Below are 21,931 nucleotides of genomic sequence, written 5' to 3'. Positions count from 1 at the left end.
TGTCAATAATTTGCCTAGTCCTGCAGATCCAATAAAGAATTTTATACTATCAATAATTGGCAGTTAAATGGAGGGTACATATGAATAAAGAATTAATATCAGACAAGCAGGGGATCAATCTGACAGTACTTTTTATTTTTGGAAGCACACTGGTAATAGGAACAGGAGGGCAAGCCAAGAACGATATGTGGATTGCGATTATGTTGGCTCTACTTATTTCCGTCCCCATCCTGATGATTTATGCGCGTATACTTAGCCGATATCCTGGGAAGGATTTATATGACATTTTAGAAGAAGTATTTGGCAAATACCTTGGAAGAATCTTCAGTTTGACATTCATTTGGTTTTCATTTCACCTGGGTGCATTAGTGCTTAGGAATTTCGGCGAATTCATGAATACAGTCGGTCTGCCGGAAACTCCTAAAATAGTACCCATAATAATGTTTGCTTTAATATGTGCTTTGGTGGTAAAGAGCGGGATTGAGACTCTTGCCAAATGCAGCAGTCTTTTCATAGTAGGTGTATTTTCACTTCTGTTTCTTCTTGCTTTCTTAACCATACCTGATATGAAGTCTGAAAACTTGCTTCCTATTATGTATAATGGATTCAAACCTGTACTGCAGGGAGCCTTTTCGGCTTTTTCCTTCCCCTTTGGGGAGTTGGTCGTGCTCATGATGGTTTTTGACTCATTGAAGACGCCCAATTCAAACTACAAAGTGTACCTGATCTCATTAGTGATAGGAGGCTTCATAGTACTTTTTATTGCAATTAGAAACATCATGGTACTGGGTCCTGAAACTATTGGAAGTGTATATTTTCCATCTTACACAGCTATAAGCAGGGTCAATATCGGGAATTTTCTTCAAAGACTTGAAATCACAGTTGCACTAGTCTTTATCCTTTCAGGATTTATCAAGATAAGCATCTGCTTGCTGGCAGCAACAAAAGGAATAGCGAAGCTGTTCGGATTCAAGGATTACAGGATACTTGTTACCCCTGTGGGGCTCTTAATGGTTAACCTTGCTTACTTGATATATGACAGTATTATGGAGATGTCTGAATGGGCGCAAGATATTTGGCCTTATTATGCTTTTCCCTTTCAGGTAATATTACCGCTGTTAATACTTATAGCAGTAGAGGTAAAAGCAAAGCTGCAGAAGAAGGCCGGGCAGGCAAAGAATGAAGCCCAGGTGTGAAAACCAGGGCTTAATCCTTGAATAAACCACCAAACATCTTGCCGCTTATTTTGGGGAAGAATAGAAAGATGATCAGCAGCAAAAGCCACCAGTTATCATTCAGAACCAATCCTCTTACAGTATTGCTGACTCCTCCGACTATATCTCCAACTGGCAGTGCAGGTAATGAAAACGGTATAGGTGATGCAGATTTAGTTGGCGTTATTAACGAGAGCAGGCTCCGTACTGGTGAAACCGCTGGCGTTGGTACAGGTTCAGGTGCAGGTGCAGGTGGTATAATAGCCTGAGGTATGGCGTTATAACTTGAAGATCTGTGTCTACGACTCATTATTTAGCCTCCCTTCATTATATATGAGGGATATAAACAAACCCTTAATTACATAATATGAGGCTTTGTCTTTTTAGTTACTATTGAAAAAATGGAAAAGGAGAGAATTAACTCTCCTTTTATTAGAATCTTGTTCTGGTTGTTCCTGTTGTAATGGTTGTTCCAGCTGTTCCTGCCATACTTCTTTCAGCTGTTTCAATTAATCTCTTTACCATTTGTCCGCCGATTCTTCCAGCATCTCTAGCTGTAATATCACCGTTGTAGCCTTCTTTTAAATTAACACCTACTTCAGTAGCTATTTCATACTTAAACCTATCAAGTGCTGCTGTTGCTTGAGGTACTACCTTTTGATTATTTCTTGCCATCTGTGTTCACCTCCTAAAGTATTATGTAAGTAGAGCTGCTTATCACAACTCATTATTATTTTGGTTTAGCTTCAAATTTTTAAACCAAGTAATTATTGCCTAATATGGAGTTATATTTATAGCATTAAAATGCAAGGTTATCATTAATCTGCCACAAAATCCATCACAAAAAAGACATAACAAATGCAAACAATAATAGTGTCATGGAAATGATAATTTAACAGAAAGGAGTTTATCGGATGAAAAAAACAAAGACAGCGAAAAATGCACTATGCGCGGTTTTGGTAATTTGCATGACTTTTTTTGCCGGAATTTCAACTTTTGCAGAAAACAATATAGTTGCGTATCCCAACTCAGACACAACATTGAAAGCAAGCGCTGACAACCATAAGCAATATTTGGAGGATGCTGTCATTAAGCTAGTCCAGGAAGGTAAACTATCCAAGGATAAAGCAGACAGAATAATTGAATTCAAACAGAAAAAATCAGAGGAACTTGACAAGCTTTCTAAAGAGCAAAGGCATAAAATGAAGATGTATGGCAAAAAAGGAAGTCTGCTGAGTGAATTAAAACAGGAAGGAATAATAACAGATGCTGAAGCACAAATCATCAGGCTCAAGCTCCATGAAATGAAGGAAGCAAGGCTTGAAGACGGGATGCAAAGCTTGGTGGATAAGGGAGTGCTCACGCCTAAAGACATTGACAATATAAGAGGTTATATGGTTAAAACAAGGGAGGAACGAAAGGCACGAATTGAAAAGCTAAAATCCATGACTCCTGAAGAAAGGAAAGAGTACTTCAGAGAAAGTAAAAAAGAACGGAAAGATATCATAACCAAGATGGTAGAAGACAAGGTAATAACTGAAAAACAAGCAGAAGAGATCAGAAAGGCAGTACCTGAATTAAATAGATCCAGATCAAAGGAATTAAAACAGAATCGTTCAGTACAGTAATAAATTTAGAAGCCCTTGCTATTTACAAGGGCTTTCTTGATAAAACTATGCAATAGGAAGCTCAACTATAAACAAAGCACCCGATTCAGAGTTTTCTGCAGTTATTCTTCCCTTATGTTTTTCTATAACGGTCTTGGTTATCGCTAACCCAAGTCCAAAATTACCTTTTGAACCTTTGAAGAACCTTTCAAAAATATTAGGAAGTACGCTGGGTTCGAAGCCGGGGCCATCATCAGATATAGTAACCCTTACAGTGCTTTCATCAATGAGTTCAGACTTTATTTGGACAATACTTCCCGCATAACGTAAGCAGTTGCTTAGTATATTGGTAATTGCTCGCGAAAGCTTTTCCTCATCAGCAAATATATTAACTGCCGATGCCAACGCATCTACTTCAATAGAAATGTTTCTATTTTCAGCAATGACCTTCATTCTATCAACGCTGCAGTGAATCAGTTCATTAAAGTTCAGAACACTGAAGTTATAGCTTTCCTCAATTGCATCCAAACGAGACAAGTATAGCAGGTTTTCTACGAGATGGGTCAAACGTTTGGATTCATCGATTATAATATCAGCAGCAGAAGTGGAATCGGTAACACTGTATTTAATGCCTTCTGCATAGCTTTGTATGGACATAAGAGGAGTCCTGAACTCATGAGAGGCGTTCTGCAAAAAGGTTTTCTGAGCCTTGTCATAGGTTTCAAGCTTCTCAGACATCACATTGATATTGTTTACAAATTCGCTCAGTTCATCATATACCGGTGTATCTATCTTTGTTCCGAAGTTTCTTTCTGATATAGAACGTATGTGCTGATTCAGAGTGCTGAAAGGAGCAGAAATTTTCCTTGCCACGACGGTGGAAAACAAAACAATGATTAACGCTGACAAGAGAAGGATTACCAGAAGAATCATATTAATACCCATTTGAAGCTGATTCACCTTTTCAAGACTGGAAAAAATAACTATCCAGCCCAAGCCAAAGTTGTTCTTCTGGGATACAGGCTTTATAATTGCAATATACTCTGTGCCAGAAAGGTGAAAGTTCAAGTACTTTTCCTTTGTGAATTCTCTGGATTTGCCTAATTCTTGTGAAATCTTCGTTAGCAGTCCGACACCGGCAGTAGAATACCATTCAATAGGAGATTTGATTATGTTTCCATTTATATCCAGCAAAATATAATCAGCGTTTAATACTGACAGAGGCTCTCTTAGCGATCTATCCAGCATGAAATAAAATCTGAATACATCATTAGCCCTTTCCTTTTCCATGGAAAGAGAGGGGGGCAGTTTTTTGTTAAAAATAAAGATATCCGGACCTTTTTCCAAGGCTGTATCCTCAGTGCGAGAGGATATTCTGCTCAGTTGTCCTACGAGATCCTTCTCAATGTAAAAACGAATGGTAACATTGAAGATCACGGCAACCAAAGCTATAAGCGTTATGATAATTATAAGATTATATTTGAAAATTCTCCATCTGATTGTATTACTTTTCATAATATCATTCTCCTAGACATTTTGCGGATATCATTTTATTCTTCAATCAAATTCGCATAAATGTTTCATTGCTTTTATTGAATTCGCGCTTTGCCCACTACACATTCTTTACGCGTTCAATCTAATAATCTGAAGCCGAAGCCCCATACAGTCTCAATTTTAAGTACAGAACCTGCATCGGAAAGCTTCTTTCTTATTCTTTTTATCATATCATCAGTCGCCCGGGTTTCTACTTCATTTTCAAAGCCCCACACTTTATCCAGAAGTTCAGTCCGGCTGATAGCCCTGTTTTTATTTATTGACAGGTAATACAACAGGGAAAACTCCATACCTGTAAGTCCAATATCCCTTCCATTAAACTCTGCTCTTTTTATATTGCAATTAATAGTAATATCCGCGGTTTTCACAACCTCGCTGTTTCCTTCGTGTGCTTTATCCAGTTCAACTCTGCGGAAGATGCTTTTAATCCTGGCAATCAGCTCCATTGGACTGAAAGGCTTGGTAAGATAGTCGTCGCTTCCCAATGTAAGCCCTGCAATTTTATCAGTTTCAGTATCCTTAGCGGACACTATGATAATCGGCACGCTGCTCTTTTGGCGTACCTGCGCACACAGTGAGTATCCATCCATTCCAGGCATCATTATATCTATAACAAGCATGTCAGCGGGCTTTGCATTAAAAGCTTCAAGTATTGATTGTCCATTGCTGTATGTCTCAACATCATAACCTTCATTTATAAGAAAGGACTTTATAATATTGCATATATTTACTTCATCATCTGCTATATATATCAGCTTTTTATCCATGCATATATTCACCTCTTAACAATACGTTTTGCGAAATATCCATTGTATTATTCATTCAAATTTCGCAAAAAGTTTCCTTAGTTATTATTGAATTCGCACTTTGCCCAATACAGGTTCTTTCGTGCGTTCAATATAATTCTATCACGAAAGCTGTCGAAATACATTTCAAAAAAATTCTTGCTTTAATTTTGCCACAGTTTTGCGGAGATTTTATCATTCTTTCAAAGATAAAATAAGAATGTAGTTAACAAATACATACCAAAAGGAGAGTAAATTATGTTTGAAAAGATTAGTAAGAAGAAATTAACAGGAGCTATACTCGCGGGGGTACTTACTGTTGCAGGAGCAACATCTGCTTTTGCAGCGGAGCTTCCGAACATCGGGCAAGCAGCTAATGGAGTTAAGATAGCTAAATACGAACAATTTCGTAAAATTGACATTTCAAAAATGTCTACTGCAATTAAGTCTGCAATAGATAGTCTTGTATCAGCAGGAACTATTACACAAGCTCAGGCAGATGCCGTGGCAAAAGCATATACGCCTGGTGAGGGAAGGAAAATGCAGGGAAAGGAAGTGCGTCAAGTATTCCTTAGAAATCCTATGGATGCACTTGTGACTGCAGGTACTATAACCCAAGCACAGGCTGATGCTGTCAATAGTGCAATGAAGTCAATCAGAGAAACTAAAAAGACAGCAGAAGACGTTCTAAAAGAGTTGGTATCTGCCGGAACAATCACACAGACTCAATCTGACGCTGTATTGAAATGCTTTACTCCCGGGGACAGAAAATTTGATAACATTAAATTTGGCAGGAATCCGCTAAGCGAATTGTTAACCTCAGGCACTTTGACCCAAACTCAGATAGATGCAATCAATAAAGCAATTAAGTCTGCAATGAATTCGTTGATTAAACAATAAAAGACATTATAAAACTTAGGGAGCTTAACATAATAACGCTTCCTTTCAAATAATGTAGAAGGAGCCTTTAATTTGGGCTCCTTCTTAAATTTCTTTTATTTTGCCACAGTTTTGCGGAGATTTATAATGATGAAAAGAGGTAGAATTATAAAAGAAAGCGAAAAGGTATAATCGTATCAGGAAAGATCAAGGAGGTAGCATTAATGAATTTGAACACAGGTCTAGGCAGTAAGTTCGCGAGTAAAATAACCAAGAAAAAGTTGATTTCTGTAATTATCCTACTTCTTATTGCCACAGCAGCAGCAACAATAGGCATTAATTACTATAATTCCAAAAATGCAAAAACAGCGAATAAACAACAGACAACAGCCATTGCCCGAAAAGGAGACTTGAGTGTCAGCGTATCTGGCTCAGGACCAATAAGCTCAACAAACAAGTATGATTTGACTTCGAATGTAAGCGGAACACTCACAAAGATATATTTTAAAGATGGAGACAAGGTCAAAGCCGGTGATCTAATCTTTGAAATAGATGACAAAGATACACAGCTGCAGATAAGACAGCTCAGGAACAGCATCGCGCAAGCGCAGCTTACAAAGGATAACAATCTGAAGGATTTGACATCCAGCACAGTCACCGCGCCAATAGATGGAGAGGTTCTAGACCTTCAAGTCAAGGAGGGGGATAGTCTTTCGAACAATAGTACTCTATTGACCATCACCGACAAGTCGAAGCTGAAGCTTTTAGTTTCTTTCAATAATACATATAGAAATAAGTTATCAGTTGATCAGGAAGTTATGGTAAACGCCTTCGATACAACCAAGGAAGAGCTGCAAAAAGTAAAAGGGAAAATATCTAGCATTAGCTCACCCAGCTACAAAACAAGTGATGGAGCCGAAGTGTATAATGTTGGTGTAATAATTGACAATTCCAGTTCTTTAATCGAAGGTATGGTAGGTAATGTAGAAATCAATATATACGGCACTGCCATACAGAGTAAAGGAAGCAGCACCCTTGGATTCATAAAGAGTATGACGATCAAAGCTGCTTCGGGAGGGACTGTATCCACATTAAACGTAGAGAATGGTCAAAATGTTAAGAAGGGCGATACCTTAGCCAAGCTTAATAACGATGATTTGGAGCTCACTATCCAGACAAATGACCTGAAGCTTGAGGACTTGAATTCGCAGCTTCAGACTGCAGAAGAAAAGCTTTTAGACTATAAGATTTATGCACCTTTCGATGGCACTTTTACTTTAAATGATATTGAGCAAGGAAACAGTATTAAACAGGGTGATATCTTGGGAAGTGTAGCAAATTATGATACAATGCAGTTCAGCATTGATGTAGATGAATTGGATATAGCAAAAATTCAGGCAGGACAGAATGCAAAGGTCACTATTGACGCTCTTACTGAAACAAATGATAAACCACTTAATGGGACAGTTACAAAAATTGCAGTAGAAGGAACTTCAGAAAACGGGGTTTCTACATATCCGGTAACTATACAAATTGAAGAAAACTCTGCACTGAAGGGCAGCATGAACGCAAATGCTGAAATTGTTGTCAATGAAAAGAAAGATGTGCTGTATGTACCTGTTGATGCGGTACAAAAAAGGAATGGCAAAAGCTTTGTAAGAGTCGTAAGCGGAGCAGGTCTACCAAGTAAAACAGCAACCGCTTCAAAGGCTGAAGCAACTACAGAAACAAAGAAACAGCAAAGCGTTGAGCAGAAAATAGAGATGAAAGAAGTTAAGACAGGAATAAGCACTGAGCAATATATAGAAATATTAAGCGGCATTAACGAGGGAGATGCAGTAGTCGTAACCGCCGCCGCAGGTTCCGGCAATAATGCATTACGAGGAAAAGAAATGGTTATTATGGGTGCTCCTCCATCAGGTGGTGGTGGTAGTAATTTCAGAAGGAGTAATTAGAGAGGAGTACATCATGATAGAAATAAACAATATGAGTAAAATCTATCGAATTGGTAATGTAGAAGTAAAGGCATTAAATGATGTGAGCCTTACCATAAAGCAACATGAATTTGTATCAATAATTGGACCTTCAGGCTCAGGAAAGTCAACACTTATGAATATGATAGGCTGTCTTGATGTTCCTACTAAAGGAGAATACTATCTTGACGGTGTAGAGATAAGCAAACTTAATGATGAACAGCTTGCAGATATAAGAAACCATAAGATAGGCTTCATATTCCAAGGGTTCAATCTGCTGCAAAAACTCACAGCCGTGGAAAATGTTGAGTTACCCTTGATTTATCAGGGCTTGCATACCAAGGAGCGATATGACAAATCAGTAGAAGCATTAAGGATGGTTGATCTGGAGGACAGAGCGCAGCATAAGCCGACGGAGCTATCCGGCGGGCAGCAGCAGCGTGTTGCTATTGCCAGAGCTTTGGTAGGCAATCCTCCAATGATATTGGCAGATGAACCTACCGGAAACCTGGATTCAAAATCCGGCAAGGAGATAATGCGAATGCTCAAGGATCTGCATCAAAAGGGCAACACCATAGTACTAATCACACATGATAATGAAATTGCAATGCAGGCTGAAAGAGTCATAAGAATACAGGATGGAGAAATCATTGAGGACAGGATGGTGGGATAGATGGGTTTTATGCAAGCATATAAAATGGCTATAAAGAGCATCCGAAGCAACAAGGTGCGTTCCTTCCTCACCATGCTGGGAGTAATAATAGGAGTGTCCTCAGTTATAGCGGCAGTAAGCTTTGCACAGGGCAGTACAAAAAGCATAACAGATACCATAGAGAGCATGGGCACAAATCTTATTCAGGTTAATATAATGGGAAGAAACAGTAACAGGAACGTTACATATAAGCAAATAAAAGAATTCGCAGAAGAAAACAGTACCGATATTGCTGCTGTTGCCCCGCAGTCCAACTCCACAGCTACAGTAAAGTTCAAGACTAATAACAGAGAAACAACTGTTCTGGGAACAAGTCCGGACTATCAAATAATTAAGAGCATTAAAGCACAGCAAGGGCGATTTTTAGTCCAAAATGATCTTGATAATTTGCAAAAAGTAGCGATAATCGGAACAGCAGTGGTCAATGATATCTTTGAAGGTGGAAACCCTATAAACCAAAAGATAAAAATCAATGGGCAAATGTTTACGGTAGTTGGAGTTCTTGAAGAAAAAGATAATGGACAGGATGAAGGGGCAGATGACACAGTTATAATCCCGGTTAGCGTTGCACAGAGACTCTTCCGCTCAGGTACTATCAGAAATTTCGCCGTTCAGGCAGTAAGTCCTGATACAGTTGAAAGTGCAATGACGAAATTGAATGAATTTCTTACAAAAACGTACAAGAATGCAGATGCTTTCAGGGTTTTCAATCAGGCAGAAATGCTTTCCAATCTTGACAGTATGACCGGAACCATGACGGCTGTACTTGCAGGTATAGCAGCTATTTCATTAGTGGTAGGCGGCATTGGAATAATGAATATCATGCTTGTATCTGTTACAGAGAGAACAAGGGAGATAGGCATCAGAAAGGCAATTGGGGCCAAGAAGAAGAACATACTTGTTCAGTTCCTCATTGAAGCAATCATTGTGACTGGTATCGGAGGAATCTTGGGTGTGCTGATTGGCGTATCAATAATACGTTTTATTATTGGAGGGTTCAACCTTGTACCGGAAGTATATTCAATACCATGGATAATGATATCCTTTGGAATCTCACTGGTTGTAGGTGTGGTCTTCGGGCTGTTCCCAGCATATAAGGCAGCGAGCTTGAATCCAATAGAAGCTTTAAGATCGGAATAAGGAGGAGAGAAATGAAAAAACTATGTTTGATAATATCTGTCATATTGTGTGTGGTATTATTGTTTAATAGTATTGCTGCTTTTGCTGATGCTGAGGATGATGGAATATTGACCCTTGAGGAGGCAAAAGCGCTGGCACTGAAAAACGATGTGCAGTTCAACCTGCAGCAAAGCTACATCCAGCAGGCTTCTGAGAGTTATGAAGAGGTATATGATAATAACACCAAGACTGACAATACCAACTACAATAGCCTCGCTGATAGAGCTTCAGCGGCAGTATCCCGCAAAGTATCAATAGAGAGCGCTGCGTCAAGTAGCCGTAGAGCTGTTTTTGAACGAAACGATTTGAAAAGAGCCTCTGATTACAATGTGACAGAAGCCTTCTATGGTGTGATTGAGGCTAAGTATTCACTAATGGATGCAGAAGCAGAAATGGAGCTTAAGAGAAAAGACTTGGAAATAGCCAAGATAAAATATGGACTAAGTATTATTACAAAGAATTCCTTATCCCAGGTGGAATCTGCAGTTACATCCTCACAAACAGCGTACAACAAAACCTTCTCCGAATTGCAGAATAGCATGTCCAAGCTTAGCAAGAATATTGGAAAAAACCTTGATGTATTCAACGATAAGCTGGATATGACCCTCAACGTTCCTGACATCAAAAGTCTTGACTTGAACAAAATAAAAGTAGATTATATGAAAAACAATTCAAGCTACTACTCGGCGAAGGAACAATACGATTTAGCGGAATATAAGCTGCAGCTGACAGAAGAACAGTATGATTACTACTATAAGAGACTGCCCAATAGAACATCAACAATCGTTGAGCAGTTTGATGAAATGTTAAGTAAGGCAAAAAGGGATTTTGCTGATGCAAAGTACAGCTTCAGCGAAAAGGAAAAGGATTTGGACGTTACCTTAAACAGTCAATATACCAGTATTAACAATCTCTATGAAAGCTATGAAACTCAGAAAAAAGAAATAGAGGATACAAAGCTGACAATTGAACAAAATAGAATAAAGTACCAGATGGGACTTATTACAAAAGCGGTTTTGGAAAGCAGTGCTGCAAGTCTTAACAAGCTTGTTAACCAGCTTAATGCAACAATTATAAACCTGAACACACAGTATATGAATATGACGCAGTACAGTCTGGATTAGAAAGAGAGCTTAAAGCTCTCTTCTTTTTGCAATAAGAATGGCTGTCTTTAGCAGCTGCCAGTAAAAAGTTGGACAGACAAATACGATTGAAAGGTAGACTATTATAATTATTTACTTTATTATTATAGTATAAGATATATTTTGTTTAGATGAAGGGGGATGTTTAATGAATGAGATTCTATTGTTAAGTGGGGCAATATTAGTAATATGTGTACTTTCCAGTAAGCTTTTGTATAAGTTTGGAATACCTACATTGATTATTTTTCTTTGCCTAGGCATGTTATTGGGTTCTGATGGTCCGGGAGGAATATACTTTTATGATTACACGATGGCTCAGCATGTGTGCTCACTAGGCCTTGCTTTTATTATGTTTTATGGTGGGTTCGGTTTCAATTGGAAAACTGCCAAGCCTGTAGTATTGCAATCAGTCTTTCTATCAACCGTAGGAGTTGTGATAACAGCATTCCTTGTCGGAATATTTTCTTGGTGGCTTCTGAAAATCTCACTTCTTGAGGGTATGCTCCTTGGAGCTATTGTATCCTCCACTGATGCCGCATCAGTATTTTCGATTTTACGTTCAAAAAAACTGAATCTCAAAGGCGGAATGGCTTCCATGCTGGAAATGGAAAGCGGCAGCAATGATCCAATTTCTTATATGCTTACGATAGTAATCCTATCTTTAATATCAAATAATGGTCAGCAGTCAATTATACAATTGCTCACAAATCAAATTTTATTCGGATTTCTTATAGGCTTCTCACTTGCATTGCTTGCAGTATTAGTAATGAGACATATCCGTTTGGAAATAGACGGCTTATACCCTATCTTTGTCACCGGCATAATATTATTGGGATACTCTTTGAACGAATGGCTTGGTGGCAACGGTTTCCTAGCGGTTTACATAATTGGAATTGTGATGGGTAATAGTAAAATCCTTCATAAAAAGAGCTTGGTTCATTTCTTTGATGGAATGTCTTGGCTTATGCAAATTATTTTGTTTTTTACCTTGGGACTGTTGGTTTTTCCCTCACAGCTTCCTGCGGTTTCTTTAAGTGCAATTATAATTGCATTATTCTTAATATTTGTTGCACGTCCGGTTGCAATATTTAGCATATTGAGCTGGTTCAAAACCCCGCTAAAGCAGCAGCTGTTGGTATCCTGGGTCGGCCTTAGGGGTGCAGCTTCTATAGTATTTGCAACCTATGCACTTACAAATCAAATTTCAGTTGCAAACCAAATATTCAACACAGTTTTCTTCATTGCACTGCTTTCAGTTCTTGTACAGGGAACAATGCTTCCGAAGGTAGCAAAGCTTCTGGATGTAGTAGAGAAAGAAGAAACTGTTTATAAAACCTTTAGTGATTATCAGGATGAAACACATACAAAGCTAATTGAGTGCCCTATCAGAAAAAGTAATCCCTGGGCAGGCAAATCAATAATGGAGGCTAATATTCCTGAAGAGATATTAGTAGTTATGATAAAAAGAAAAGGTGAAGTCATTACACCAAAAGGCTCAACTGTTATCAATGCCGGAGATACTTTAGTTCTAATAGGAAATAAGTTCGATGGGATTAGATCTGGTAAAGAGTAAAATATCTATAAACCTAAGGCTCCTGATTTGACAGTTTAACTGTCAAATCAGGAGCCTTTTCAGATATTGGCATATATATTTTCTATACAGCATAATGTGTATTACGTCTACATTATTGCAATATATTACAAATAAAACAATAGAGGTGATACCATGAAAAAGATACTCGTTATAGGAATAGGCAGCCGGATTATGATGGATGATGCAATCGGCATTTATATTGTTGAGGACTTGAGACAGCTTGGTACAAACCCTAATATAACATATATACTCGGAGAGACTGATGTGGATTATTGTATTGAAGATGTTCTTGATTTTGATTTTGTTATTATTATTGATGCATTTTTATCAGGGAAGCAGCCAGGTGAGATTACAATATTGCCATTAAACGAGTTAAATGAGGAAAGCGAAGACAGTCTCTATTCTGCGCATGGAGTACATTTGTTAAACATGCTGCGATGTGCTAAACGCCTTCCAGATGGCATTATTGTTGGGATTGAGCCACATGAGATTATTTATGGTTTTTCACTGAGCGACAGACTTCAAAACTGCTTCGATCGTATTTTAAACGAAGTCCACAGATATATTGGAAGCTATACTGTACAGTATGGTGGAAAGTAAGCAGGATATTGAAAACATTACCGCTGAAAAACCCGGCAAGGGGTGGACTAGCTGTGGATTCACATATATCCCGGGTATTGATATTTAAGTGACGCATTTGAGCAGTAAAAGCATATACTATATAGAGCTTAATATATGTAATCGTTAATTCCATGTTAACTATCAACATGTATATTGACGTTGTTTTAATCTTGTTGTATATTATATATAGATGCATATCTATGTACGAGGTGATTTAATGATTCAGAACTATGATGATAATGCAAAAATTATTAAAGCCTTTTCAGATCCCAACAGGCTTAAAATAATAGACATCTTATCCTGTGGGGAAAGATGTGCCTGTAATATATTAGAGCATTTCGATTTTACGCAGCCAACACTTTCGCATCATATGAAGGTGTTAATGGACTGTGGTATTGTGGAATGCAGAAAAGAAGGCCTCTGGAGTTATTATTCTCTAGATAGTTCCAACTGCAATAAACTTATTCTATTTCTTATGAATCTTATAACAGATACGGATGAATGTATTTGTAAAGATAAATCTAAATGTGAGTGTAAGTAAAGGAGGTGTAAATATGAAAAGAATGGTAATATTCGAACCAGCAATGTGCTGTTCTACTGGTGTATGCGGACCATCCGTGGACCCTGAGTTGTTGAGAATTTCAACAGTGATAAACAACCTTAAGAACAACGGTATACTAGTTGAAAGGTATAACCTATCTAGTAATCCACAAATTTTTATTGATAGCAAAGAAATAAATAGAATGCTAATTAATAATGGAATAGAAGTACTTCCAGTCTCAATGGTTGATGGTACTGTGGTTAAAACCAAAGCTTATCCAACTAATGAAGAGATTTGCAAGTTTTTAGGAGTTACTGAAAAATACTTAAAGGGTACTGTTGCAAGAACAGCTAAGGGATGTGGCAGCAGTTGTGGCTGAAAATAAGAAATGAGGGATCAAGGATTGATCAAAGATTATAATATATCAGAGTTTAACTTAACAAAGTATTTGTTTTTTACAGGGAAGGGAGGAGTCGGCAAGACCTCTGCAGCATGTGCTACGGCAGTAGCCTTAGCTGACAAAGGCAAGAAGATAATGCTGATCAGCACCGATCCCGCGTCCAACCTTCAGGATGTTTTTAACACCTCCCTGGATAACAAGGGAGTTCCCATAAAAGGAGTTCCTAATTTAACAGTTGCAAACTTTGATCCGGTGGAGGCTGCTGCTGAGTATAGGGAAGGTGTAATAGCACCCTATCGCGGCAAACTGCCGGATGCAGTATTGAAAAACATGGAGGAACAGCTCTCTGGTTCATGCACAGTTGAGATAGCTGCATTTAATGAATTCTCAAACTTCATAACGGATGAGAAAGCAGCAACGGAGTATAACCATATTATATTTGATACTGCACCAACAGGGCATACCTTGAGAATGCTGCAGCTTCCTTCAGCCTGGAGCAATTTTATAAGTGAAAACACACACGGCGCGTCATGCCTTGGGCAGCTTTCAGGACTTGAAAGCAAAAGGGAAGTGTATAAAAACGCAGTCGACAATTTAGCTGACGAAGAGAAAACAACCCTTATACTTGTTTCACGTCCTGAGCCATCACCGCTGAAAGAAGCCGAAAGAGCATCTAAAGAGCTTCAGGATATAGGAGTAAATAATCAAGTTTTAATTATTAACGGTGTGCTTGAGATACATGATGACTTTCTTTCAGATGCTATTTACGAAAAACAGCAGAATGCATTGAATGATATGCCTGAAGCACTCAAATTAATTGAAACCTATAAAATACCTCTAAGACCATATAATATAACAGGCTTGGAAAATATAAGAGCCTTTTTAAAGGATAACAACGTAAAATATAACAATGAAACACTAAATACAGAGAATATACCTAAACTAAAAACTGTAATTGACGATTTATATAATAGCGGTAAGAAAGTAATATTCACAATGGGTAAGGGTGGTGTTGGCAAAACTACGATAGCTGCTGCCATTGCTCTAGGTTTAGCTGAGAAGGGAAAAAAAGTGCATTTGACAACGACTGACCCGGCAGCGCATTTAAAGTTTGTACTAGATGAAAGTTATGGTGTAACTTTGAGCAGTATTGATGAAAAAGAAGAGCTTGAGAGGTATAAGGAAGAAGTATTAAGCAAAGCAAGAGAAACAATGAGCGGTGATGATCTGGCTTATGTTGAAGAAGATTTAAGATCTCCTTGCACCCAAGAAATTGCAGTATTTAGAGCTTTTGCGGAAATAGTGGATAGCTCAGATAATGAAGTTGTAGTTATTGATACTGCGCCGACTGGACATACATTGCTGCTCTTGGATTCTACTCAAAGGTATCATAAAGAAATTCAGCGTTCTCAGGGAGATATTCCAGAGTCAGTTAAGAAGCTTTTACCTAAATTAAAGAACGAAGAGGAAGCAGAAGTAATTATTGTAACACTTGCAGAAACTACTCCGGTCTATGAAGCTTTGAGATTGCAAAGTGACCTGAATAGAGCAGGCATCCACAGTAAGTGGTGGGTCATTAATTCAAGCTTCTACGCAGCTAATACAACCAATGCTATTCTAAAAGTAAAGGCAAGTAATGAAGTGCAGTGGATTAACAAAGTGAATGAAATATCAAAGGGTAATTTTGCAGTGATAGAGTGGATGCCCGAAGAGGTAAAGGGCGAGAAGCTCATCGAATTGATAAGATAAAGTCTGATTCCACTACAAAGAACTAGAGACGCTTTGTAGTGGAATTTCCAATATAACAATAATTTAATTAATGAAGGTAGAGGTCATGATTATGAATCCTCAAATAGTTTCATTTACTCCACGAGAAGTATTTGAATACATAAATGCCGGTGCCATTATTGTAGATATTCGTCCTGCGTATGAAACTGATTTACGCGTATTTGATGTTCCCAGAGTAATTTATCTCTCTGGCGACTCTAATAACGAGATAATAGATAATTTACCTAGGAATAATTTATTAATAGTTGCAGATAGTGTTGGTAATCAAAGCAAAGAATTTGCCCTATCCCTTGTGGAACATGGTTATTCAGAGGTTGCATGTCTTGCTGGAGGGGTCGTGGCATGGGACCATGCTGGATTGCCACTTGCCAAGGACTTAGATTATGAGATGATAGGGGGTTGTGCCTGCAGACTTCAGCCTCAAAAAATACGAATGGAGGGCTCATCAGTCTCACCAAAATAGAATAAAAAAATTAATTTAATAAAAAATGAAGCTATACTATATTTTAATAATAATAAGGGGAGTAATTAATGCGCAATACTAAAGATAACAAAAATAGTGATAATAACGCACTAGGTTTCTTTGCAAAGTACCTTACGGTATGGGTGGCAATATGTATAGCAGCCGGGGTTATTCTAGGCCAGATGCTTCCCAAAGTACCGCAAACGCTTAGTAAATTTGAATATGCCAATGTATCAATACCTGTAGCAATACTCATATGGCTGATGATTTATCCTATGATGCTTAAGATAGACTTTTCAAGCATAGTAAATGCAACTAAAAAGCCCAAAGGCTTAATAGTTACTTGTGTTACCAATTGGCTTATTAAACCATTCACAATGTATGCAATTGCCTCTTTTTTCTTCTATGTGGTATTCAAGAATCTGATCCCTGCTGATTTAGCCAAGGAATATCTGGCTGGAGCAGTATTATTGGGCGCAGCTCCTTGTACCGCTATGGTGTTTGTATGGAGTCATCTTACAAATGGAGACCCGGCTTACACCTTGGTGCAAGTAGCAGTCAACGACTTAATAATACTAGTTGCATTTACGCCTATAGTTGCATTCCTTCTGGGAGTGAGCAAGGTAGTAGTACCTTATGATACATTGATTATAGCAACGATTCTGTTCGTTGTTATTCCACTTGCAGGGGGATACTTTACCAGGAAATATGTAATAAAGGGCAAGGGCTTGGATTATTTCAACAATGTGTTTTTAAAGAAGTTTGATAATATCACAGTAATAGGCCTACTGCTCACATTGGTTATAGTTTTTTCTTTTCAAGGGAAAATTATCTTGAACAATCCGCTTCACATAGCTCTCATAGCTGTACCGCTGACAATACAGACATTCTTTATATTCTTCCTGTCCTACGGGTGGGCAAGGGCGTGGAAGCTTAAGCATGATATAGCAGCTCCAGCTGGAATGATAGGTGCCAGCAATTTTTTTGAACTTGCGGTGGCAGTCGCCATTTCGCTTTTCGGGCTTGAATCAGGTGCAGCATTAGCTACCGTTGTGGGTGTTCTTGTTGAAGTTCCAGTTATGTTAGCACTGGTAAGGATAGCAAATAATACTAAACATTGGTTTACTGAGAATTAATAACAAAGGAGAAACCTATGAGAATAGCAGTAATCGCGGACATACACAGCAATATATTTGCCCTTAACGAAGTGCTCTTGGATATAGACAATAAAAATGTGGATTTAATTTTATGTTTGGGTGACCTGGTGGGCTATGCAACATATCCAAATGAGGTTATAGACACTATCCGTGAAAACAGAATATTGACAATTAAGGGAAACTACGATGAAGCAGTTGGAGAAGAGCTTATGGTCTGCGGCTGTGATTATCCTGATCAAAAGGATGCAGAAAACGCAGGGTTATCATTAAATTGGACTATAGACGAAACGAGAGAAGATAACAAAGAGTTTTTGAGAAACTTACCAATGGAAGTGGATATGAGTTTTGAAGTCAAGACAATAAAGTTCGTTCATGGCAGTCCAAGAAAGATAAATGAATATCTCAAAGAGAATTCAACTGAAGCCGAAGAGGTAATGAGTGCTTTTGAAGCCGATATACTGGTCTGCGGACATACACATAAGCCATATTACAAAATGTACGGTGATAAGATGCTTGTGAATGCTGGCAGTGCAGGCAAGCCAAAGACAGGGACTCCAAAGGCCAACTATGTGGTACTTGATTTATTTGGAGAGAACGCAAAGGTTGAAATATATGAAGTGGATTACGAATACGAAAATACTGCAAAAGCGATAGAAGAAATGGGACTGCCGCATGAGTTTGCAAACATTATAAGAACCGGAAAGGCTTAATCCTTATATAAGGGGGCATAAGTATGCGAAAAGCCTCAGTATCTCCTTGGCTTTATGACTATGTGAAGCAAAGGGGAGCCGCTATGAATGTAACCATAAGAATCACTATACATGGCTGATGAGTGGCTTATGAAGCACCATCTGGATTGATGGGCATACCTGAAAGCACCGAGTGCTTTGAAGCATTTTCCATAAACGATATTACTTTTTATATTGCAAAAGACGTTTTGGAAAGTGAATTAAAAGAAAATTTTCTTGATTTTTATGTGGAAGGTTATGGCAAATTCAGACTTGAGGTTTTAGAATAGAATAAATAATAGACTAGTAATATAAATATTAGTCTATTATTAAAAACTATTAGTTGCATATTGCAAGTATTGTATGTTACAATTATAAAAGAGGTGGTTAACATTGGATAAAAAAGATTATATTAGTGAACTACGAGAGCTTGCAAGACAGCTGATCAGAAATATGAGTTTCCTTGATAAAGCTGAAGCTTCCTGCTGTGGGACTACGATAGGACAATGCTATGCAATAACTGAGATTGCTAGAGCACAAGAGATTTCACTTAATGAACTGGCTGAATTATTGAATTTAGATAATAGCACTATGAGCAGAACCATTAATAATTTAGTTGAGCAGCAGCTTGTCCTGAGAGAAATCGATACAGAAGACAGACGTTATGTGAAATTGAAGCTGACTGAAAAGGGGCTGCGTATTTACAAAGCTATTGAAAAGAATATGGATATGTACTATATGTCATTGTTGAAGGATATTCCGGAAGAGAAGCATACTCAGGTAGTTGAGAGTCTTACGTTATTGCTTGATGCAATGAAAAATAATAAGTGTTGTTAGAAAGGAGTAAGACAATGAATTCTGATGTGAAGCAAAAAGTGAAGTCATACTATGGAGGAATTGCAAAAAAGGTTAATAGGGAATCAAAGAGCAGCTGTTGTGGAGGTTCATCCTGCTGCAACAGCATTAGTGACGATTCAATCATTTATAAAGGTGAAAATCTTGAGAATTTACCGATAGAAGCTGTAAATGCATCTTTAGGTTGCGCAAATCCGCTGCTTCTTGCACAGTTAAAAGAGGGAGAGACTGTACTGGACCTTGGAAGCGGCGGGGGGATAGATGTTCTATTGGCAACCAGATATGTAGGCAGCACGGGTAAGATATATGGCCTGGATATGACTGATGAAATGCTGGAATTAGCCAATAAGAATAAAAAGAGAATGGGAGTGGAAAATGTTGAGTTCATCAAGGGCTATATTGAAGATATTCCACTGGATGAATATACAGTAGATGCAGTAATCTCCAATTGTGTAATAAACCTGTCTGATGACAAGGAGAAAGCTTTGTCTGAGGCTTATAGAGTTATAAAGAAAGGCGGAAGACTAGCAATTTCTGATATTATAGTCCTAAAGGATGTTCCGAAGGATATCAAAAATATGGCTGAACTCTGGGTAGGCTGTATAGCGGGTGCTTTAAGTACCGATGAGTACAAAACTATACTTGAAAAGGTTGGCTTTAAACACATTGAGATAAAACCTGTTCATGTATATACAAAGGAAGTTATATTAGAAATTTTGCAGCAGAAAAATTATTTGCTTGAAATTGAGGTTGGAGATGTCTTGGAATTACTAGATGGTGCATATGCGGGAGCATATATTAAAGCTGAAAAATAAGTTTATACAATGCAATGACGAAGGCTGTGGATGTAGAAATTCGAAAAGTACGTTAGTTTTCCTAAATAGAAGACTATCGTACTTATTTCATATAAAATTATATTAAACTTGACTAGGATGGAAATAATAATATAGAATTGTAGTATTGATAATATAAGTTCGAAGATATGTGTGTTCACAACTGGCATGGTGCAATGCCTATGCTGTAGAAGATAAAAAGATTAATTAAGTAAAGAGATGAGGTATTGAATGTCAACTAAAAGAAAGAAACTAAAAATAATCCCGCTCGGTGGATTGGGAGAAGTCGGAAAAAACATCACTGCATTTGAATACGATAATGATATTGTTATTGTAGATTGTGGAATAGCATTTCCGGAAGACGAAATGCTGGGTATCGATTTGGTTATGCCAGATATAACTTATTTGAAAAAGAACAAAGAAAAGATTCGTGGAATTGTAATAACTCATGGTCACGAGGACCATATCGGTGCACTACCTTATGTATTGAAAGAGGTGAATGTTCCGGTTGTCGGGCCAAAGCTGGCATTAGGCATATTGGAAATCAAGCTGGAAGAGCATCGAATGCTTTCAGAAACCACGCTGCAAACGGTTGAGCCGGGGCAAGTCGTTAAGCTTGGGGTATTCAAAATTGAGTTTATAAACTCCTGTCATAGTATTGCGGACGCTTTAGCTTTGGCAATACATACACCAGTTGGTATAGTAGTTCATACATCGGATTTTAAGATTGACTACACTCCTATACAAGGTAGCCTTATCGATTTAGCGCGTTTTGCCGAATTGGGGAAGCAGGGAGTTCTGCTTTTAATGAGTGACAGCACAAATGCTGAGCGTGAGGGATATACCATGTCTGAAAAGACAGTGGGAGAAGCTTTCGAAAAGATATTTACAAATGTGAACAGCAGGATTATAGTAGCTACATTTGCATCAAATACACACCGAGTACAACAGTTAATCAATGCAGCTGTAAGATTGGGGCGGAAAGTAGCACTTAGCGGTAGAAGTATGGTAAACGTAGTGAATGTTGCACTAAAGCTGGGATACTTAACTATGCCTGAAGGTACACTGATTGAAATTGCCGATCTAAATCGATATAGACCCGAGAGCGTAATGATCATTACAACAGGAAGCCAAGGTGAGCCGATGTCTGCATTGACAAGAATGGCGTTATCAACACATAGGCAGGTAGAAATTGCTCCCGGTGATTTGGTAGTGGTATCGGCAACTCCTATACCGGGCAATGAAAAATCGGTTTCGAAAGTTATCAATCAACTGGTCAGAAAAGGTGCCAAAGTCATATATAAGTCAATTGACGATATACATGTCTCTGGGCATGCTTGCCAGGAAGAATTAAAGCTAATGTACAGCCTGGTGAGGCCAAAATATTTCATGCCGGTTCACGGTGAATTCAAGCATTTGAAGCAACATGCTCTTGTAATCTCTACACTAGGTATGCCGAATGAAAATACTTTTATTATGGATATAGGCAATGTATTGGAATTGGATGGCGAAGATGCTAGGATTGTCGGCAGCGTACCCTCTGGAAAAGTATTCATTGATGGTTTAGGCATCGGAGATGTAGGAAATATAGTATTGCGGGATAGGAAGCTTTTGTCACAGGATGGTATGGTTATTGTCATAGTAAGTATCGACAAAGAAACGGGTACGATAATAGCTGAACCTGATATTATCTCAAGAGGTTTTGTATATGTCAGAGAATCAGAAGAAATAATTGAACAAATGCGAAAGATGACATATGATGTTCTTTTACAAAGCGGCAAAAAAGACTGGAGCGTAATGAAAAGCCTTGTTAAGGATACGATAAAGGAACATCTGTATAGTCAATTAAAAAGAAGTCCAATGATTTTACCCATTATTATAGAAGTTTAACATAGTGACTAAAGGC

General features: G+C 38.1%; 23 protein-coding genes. 19 read left to right on the top strand and 4 right to left on the bottom strand.

Annotation, left to right across the window (positions count from 1 at the left end):
• The first annotated feature begins 80 nt into the window (after positions 1 to 80).
• Entirely contained in the window at positions 81 to 1,196 is a 1,116-nt protein-coding gene (locus VEB00_07965; GenBank protein HYF82946.1) for an endospore germination permease, read from the top strand.
• A 10-nt stretch (positions 1,197 to 1,206) separates the two neighbouring features.
• Here the strand turns inward: VEB00_07965 and VEB00_07960 are convergent, their stop codons facing one another.
• Together VEB00_07960 and VEB00_07955 are read right to left on the bottom strand one after the other, a co-directional pair.
• Positions 1,207 to 1,524, bottom strand: a complete 318-nt coding sequence (locus VEB00_07960) for a hypothetical protein (protein ID HYF82945.1) — start codon at positions 1,522 to 1,524, stop codon at positions 1,207 to 1,209.
• A gap of 122 nt (positions 1,525 to 1,646) precedes the next feature.
• The gene (locus tag VEB00_07955; protein ID HYF82944.1) at positions 1,647 to 1,889 is read right to left on the bottom strand and encodes an alpha/beta-type small acid-soluble spore protein; all 243 of its coding nucleotides are present in this window, start codon (positions 1,887 to 1,889) and stop codon (positions 1,647 to 1,649) included.
• A gap of 239 nt (positions 1,890 to 2,128) precedes the next feature.
• On the opposite strand from VEB00_07955, the gene VEB00_07950 reads away from it, so the two are divergent.
• Positions 2,129 to 2,842 (top strand): hypothetical protein, encoded by a 714-nt coding sequence (locus VEB00_07950; GenBank protein HYF82943.1) that lies wholly within the window; start codon positions 2,129 to 2,131, stop codon positions 2,840 to 2,842.
• 45 nt (positions 2,843 to 2,887) lie between these two features.
• Here the strand turns inward: VEB00_07950 and VEB00_07945 are convergent, their stop codons facing one another.
• Positions 2,888 to 4,336 (bottom strand): HAMP domain-containing sensor histidine kinase, encoded by a 1,449-nt coding sequence (locus VEB00_07945; protein HYF82942.1) that lies wholly within the window; start codon positions 4,334 to 4,336, stop codon positions 2,888 to 2,890.
• A 116-nt stretch (positions 4,337 to 4,452) separates the two neighbouring features.
• A complete protein-coding gene (locus VEB00_07940; protein HYF82941.1) occupies positions 4,453 to 5,142 on the bottom strand; it encodes a response regulator transcription factor in 690 nt (229 codons plus the stop codon).
• 276 nt (positions 5,143 to 5,418) lie between these two features.
• Between VEB00_07940 and VEB00_07935 the strand changes: the two genes are divergently transcribed.
• The 17 genes from VEB00_07935 (at position 5,419) to VEB00_07855 (ending at position 21,915) form a co-directional block, all read left to right on the top strand.
• On the top strand, positions 5,419 to 6,060 hold the full coding sequence (locus VEB00_07935) for a hypothetical protein (GenBank protein HYF82940.1): 642 nt from the start codon (positions 5,419 to 5,421) through the stop codon (positions 6,058 to 6,060).
• A gap of 203 nt (positions 6,061 to 6,263) precedes the next feature.
• A complete protein-coding gene (locus VEB00_07930; protein ID HYF82939.1) occupies positions 6,264 to 7,994 on the top strand; it encodes an HlyD family efflux transporter periplasmic adaptor subunit in 1,731 nt (576 codons plus the stop codon).
• Positions 7,995 to 8,007: 13 nt separating this feature from the next.
• Positions 8,008 to 8,685: an ABC transporter ATP-binding protein gene (locus VEB00_07925; protein HYF82938.1), complete on the top strand. Its 678-nt coding sequence runs from the start codon at positions 8,008 to 8,010 to the stop codon at positions 8,683 to 8,685.
• The gene (locus VEB00_07920) at positions 8,686 to 9,864 is read left to right on the top strand and encodes an ABC transporter permease (GenBank protein ID HYF82937.1); all 1,179 of its coding nucleotides are present in this window, start codon (positions 8,686 to 8,688) and stop codon (positions 9,862 to 9,864) included. It begins immediately after the preceding gene.
• Between the two features lie 11 nt (positions 9,865 to 9,875).
• Positions 9,876 to 11,027 (top strand): TolC family protein, encoded by a 1,152-nt coding sequence (locus VEB00_07915; protein ID HYF82936.1) that lies wholly within the window; start codon positions 9,876 to 9,878, stop codon positions 11,025 to 11,027.
• A gap of 166 nt (positions 11,028 to 11,193) precedes the next feature.
• On the top strand, positions 11,194 to 12,618 hold the full coding sequence (locus VEB00_07910) for a potassium/proton antiporter (protein ID HYF82935.1): 1,425 nt from the start codon (positions 11,194 to 11,196) through the stop codon (positions 12,616 to 12,618).
• A gap of 153 nt (positions 12,619 to 12,771) precedes the next feature.
• Complete coding sequence (locus VEB00_07905; GenBank protein ID HYF82934.1) at positions 12,772 to 13,239, top strand: hydrogenase maturation protease; 468 nt, start codon at positions 12,772 to 12,774, stop codon at positions 13,237 to 13,239.
• 238 nt (positions 13,240 to 13,477) lie between these two features.
• Positions 13,478 to 13,801 (top strand): metalloregulator ArsR/SmtB family transcription factor, encoded by a 324-nt coding sequence (locus VEB00_07900; protein ID HYF82933.1) that lies wholly within the window; start codon positions 13,478 to 13,480, stop codon positions 13,799 to 13,801.
• A 13-nt stretch (positions 13,802 to 13,814) separates the two neighbouring features.
• A complete protein-coding gene (gene arsD / locus VEB00_07895) occupies positions 13,815 to 14,180 on the top strand; it encodes an arsenite efflux transporter metallochaperone ArsD (protein HYF82932.1) in 366 nt (121 codons plus the stop codon).
• Positions 14,181 to 14,204: 24 nt separating this feature from the next.
• Positions 14,205 to 15,950: an arsenical pump-driving ATPase gene (gene arsA / locus VEB00_07890; GenBank protein HYF82931.1), complete on the top strand. Its 1,746-nt coding sequence runs from the start codon at positions 14,205 to 14,207 to the stop codon at positions 15,948 to 15,950.
• A 91-nt stretch (positions 15,951 to 16,041) separates the two neighbouring features.
• Positions 16,042 to 16,452: a rhodanese-like domain-containing protein gene (locus VEB00_07885; protein ID HYF82930.1), complete on the top strand. Its 411-nt coding sequence runs from the start codon at positions 16,042 to 16,044 to the stop codon at positions 16,450 to 16,452.
• Positions 16,453 to 16,520: 68 nt separating this feature from the next.
• Complete coding sequence (gene arsB / locus VEB00_07880) at positions 16,521 to 17,588, top strand: ACR3 family arsenite efflux transporter (protein HYF82929.1); 1,068 nt, start codon at positions 16,521 to 16,523, stop codon at positions 17,586 to 17,588.
• A 17-nt stretch (positions 17,589 to 17,605) separates the two neighbouring features.
• Positions 17,606 to 18,319: a metallophosphoesterase family protein gene (locus tag VEB00_07875; protein HYF82928.1), complete on the top strand. Its 714-nt coding sequence runs from the start codon at positions 17,606 to 17,608 to the stop codon at positions 18,317 to 18,319.
• 122 nt (positions 18,320 to 18,441) lie between these two features.
• Positions 18,442 to 18,627 (top strand): hypothetical protein, encoded by a 186-nt coding sequence (locus VEB00_07870; GenBank protein HYF82927.1) that lies wholly within the window; start codon positions 18,442 to 18,444, stop codon positions 18,625 to 18,627.
• A gap of 163 nt (positions 18,628 to 18,790) precedes the next feature.
• Positions 18,791 to 19,174, top strand: coding sequence for a MarR family transcriptional regulator (locus tag VEB00_07865; protein ID HYF82926.1), 384 nt, complete (start codon positions 18,791 to 18,793; stop codon positions 19,172 to 19,174).
• Between the two features lie 14 nt (positions 19,175 to 19,188).
• Positions 19,189 to 20,007, top strand: a complete 819-nt coding sequence (gene arsM / locus VEB00_07860; protein HYF82925.1) for an arsenite methyltransferase — start codon at positions 19,189 to 19,191, stop codon at positions 20,005 to 20,007.
• 249 nt (positions 20,008 to 20,256) lie between these two features.
• Positions 20,257 to 21,915, top strand: a complete 1,659-nt coding sequence (locus VEB00_07855; protein ID HYF82924.1) for a ribonuclease J — start codon at positions 20,257 to 20,259, stop codon at positions 21,913 to 21,915.
• Positions 21,916 to 21,931 lie beyond the last annotated feature (16 nt).

Source organism: Clostridia bacterium, from assembly GCA_035628995.1.
Lineage (GTDB): Bacteria > Bacillota > Clostridia > Lutisporales > Lutisporaceae > BRH-c25.
This window is presented reverse-complemented; position numbering and strand designations above follow the sequence as displayed.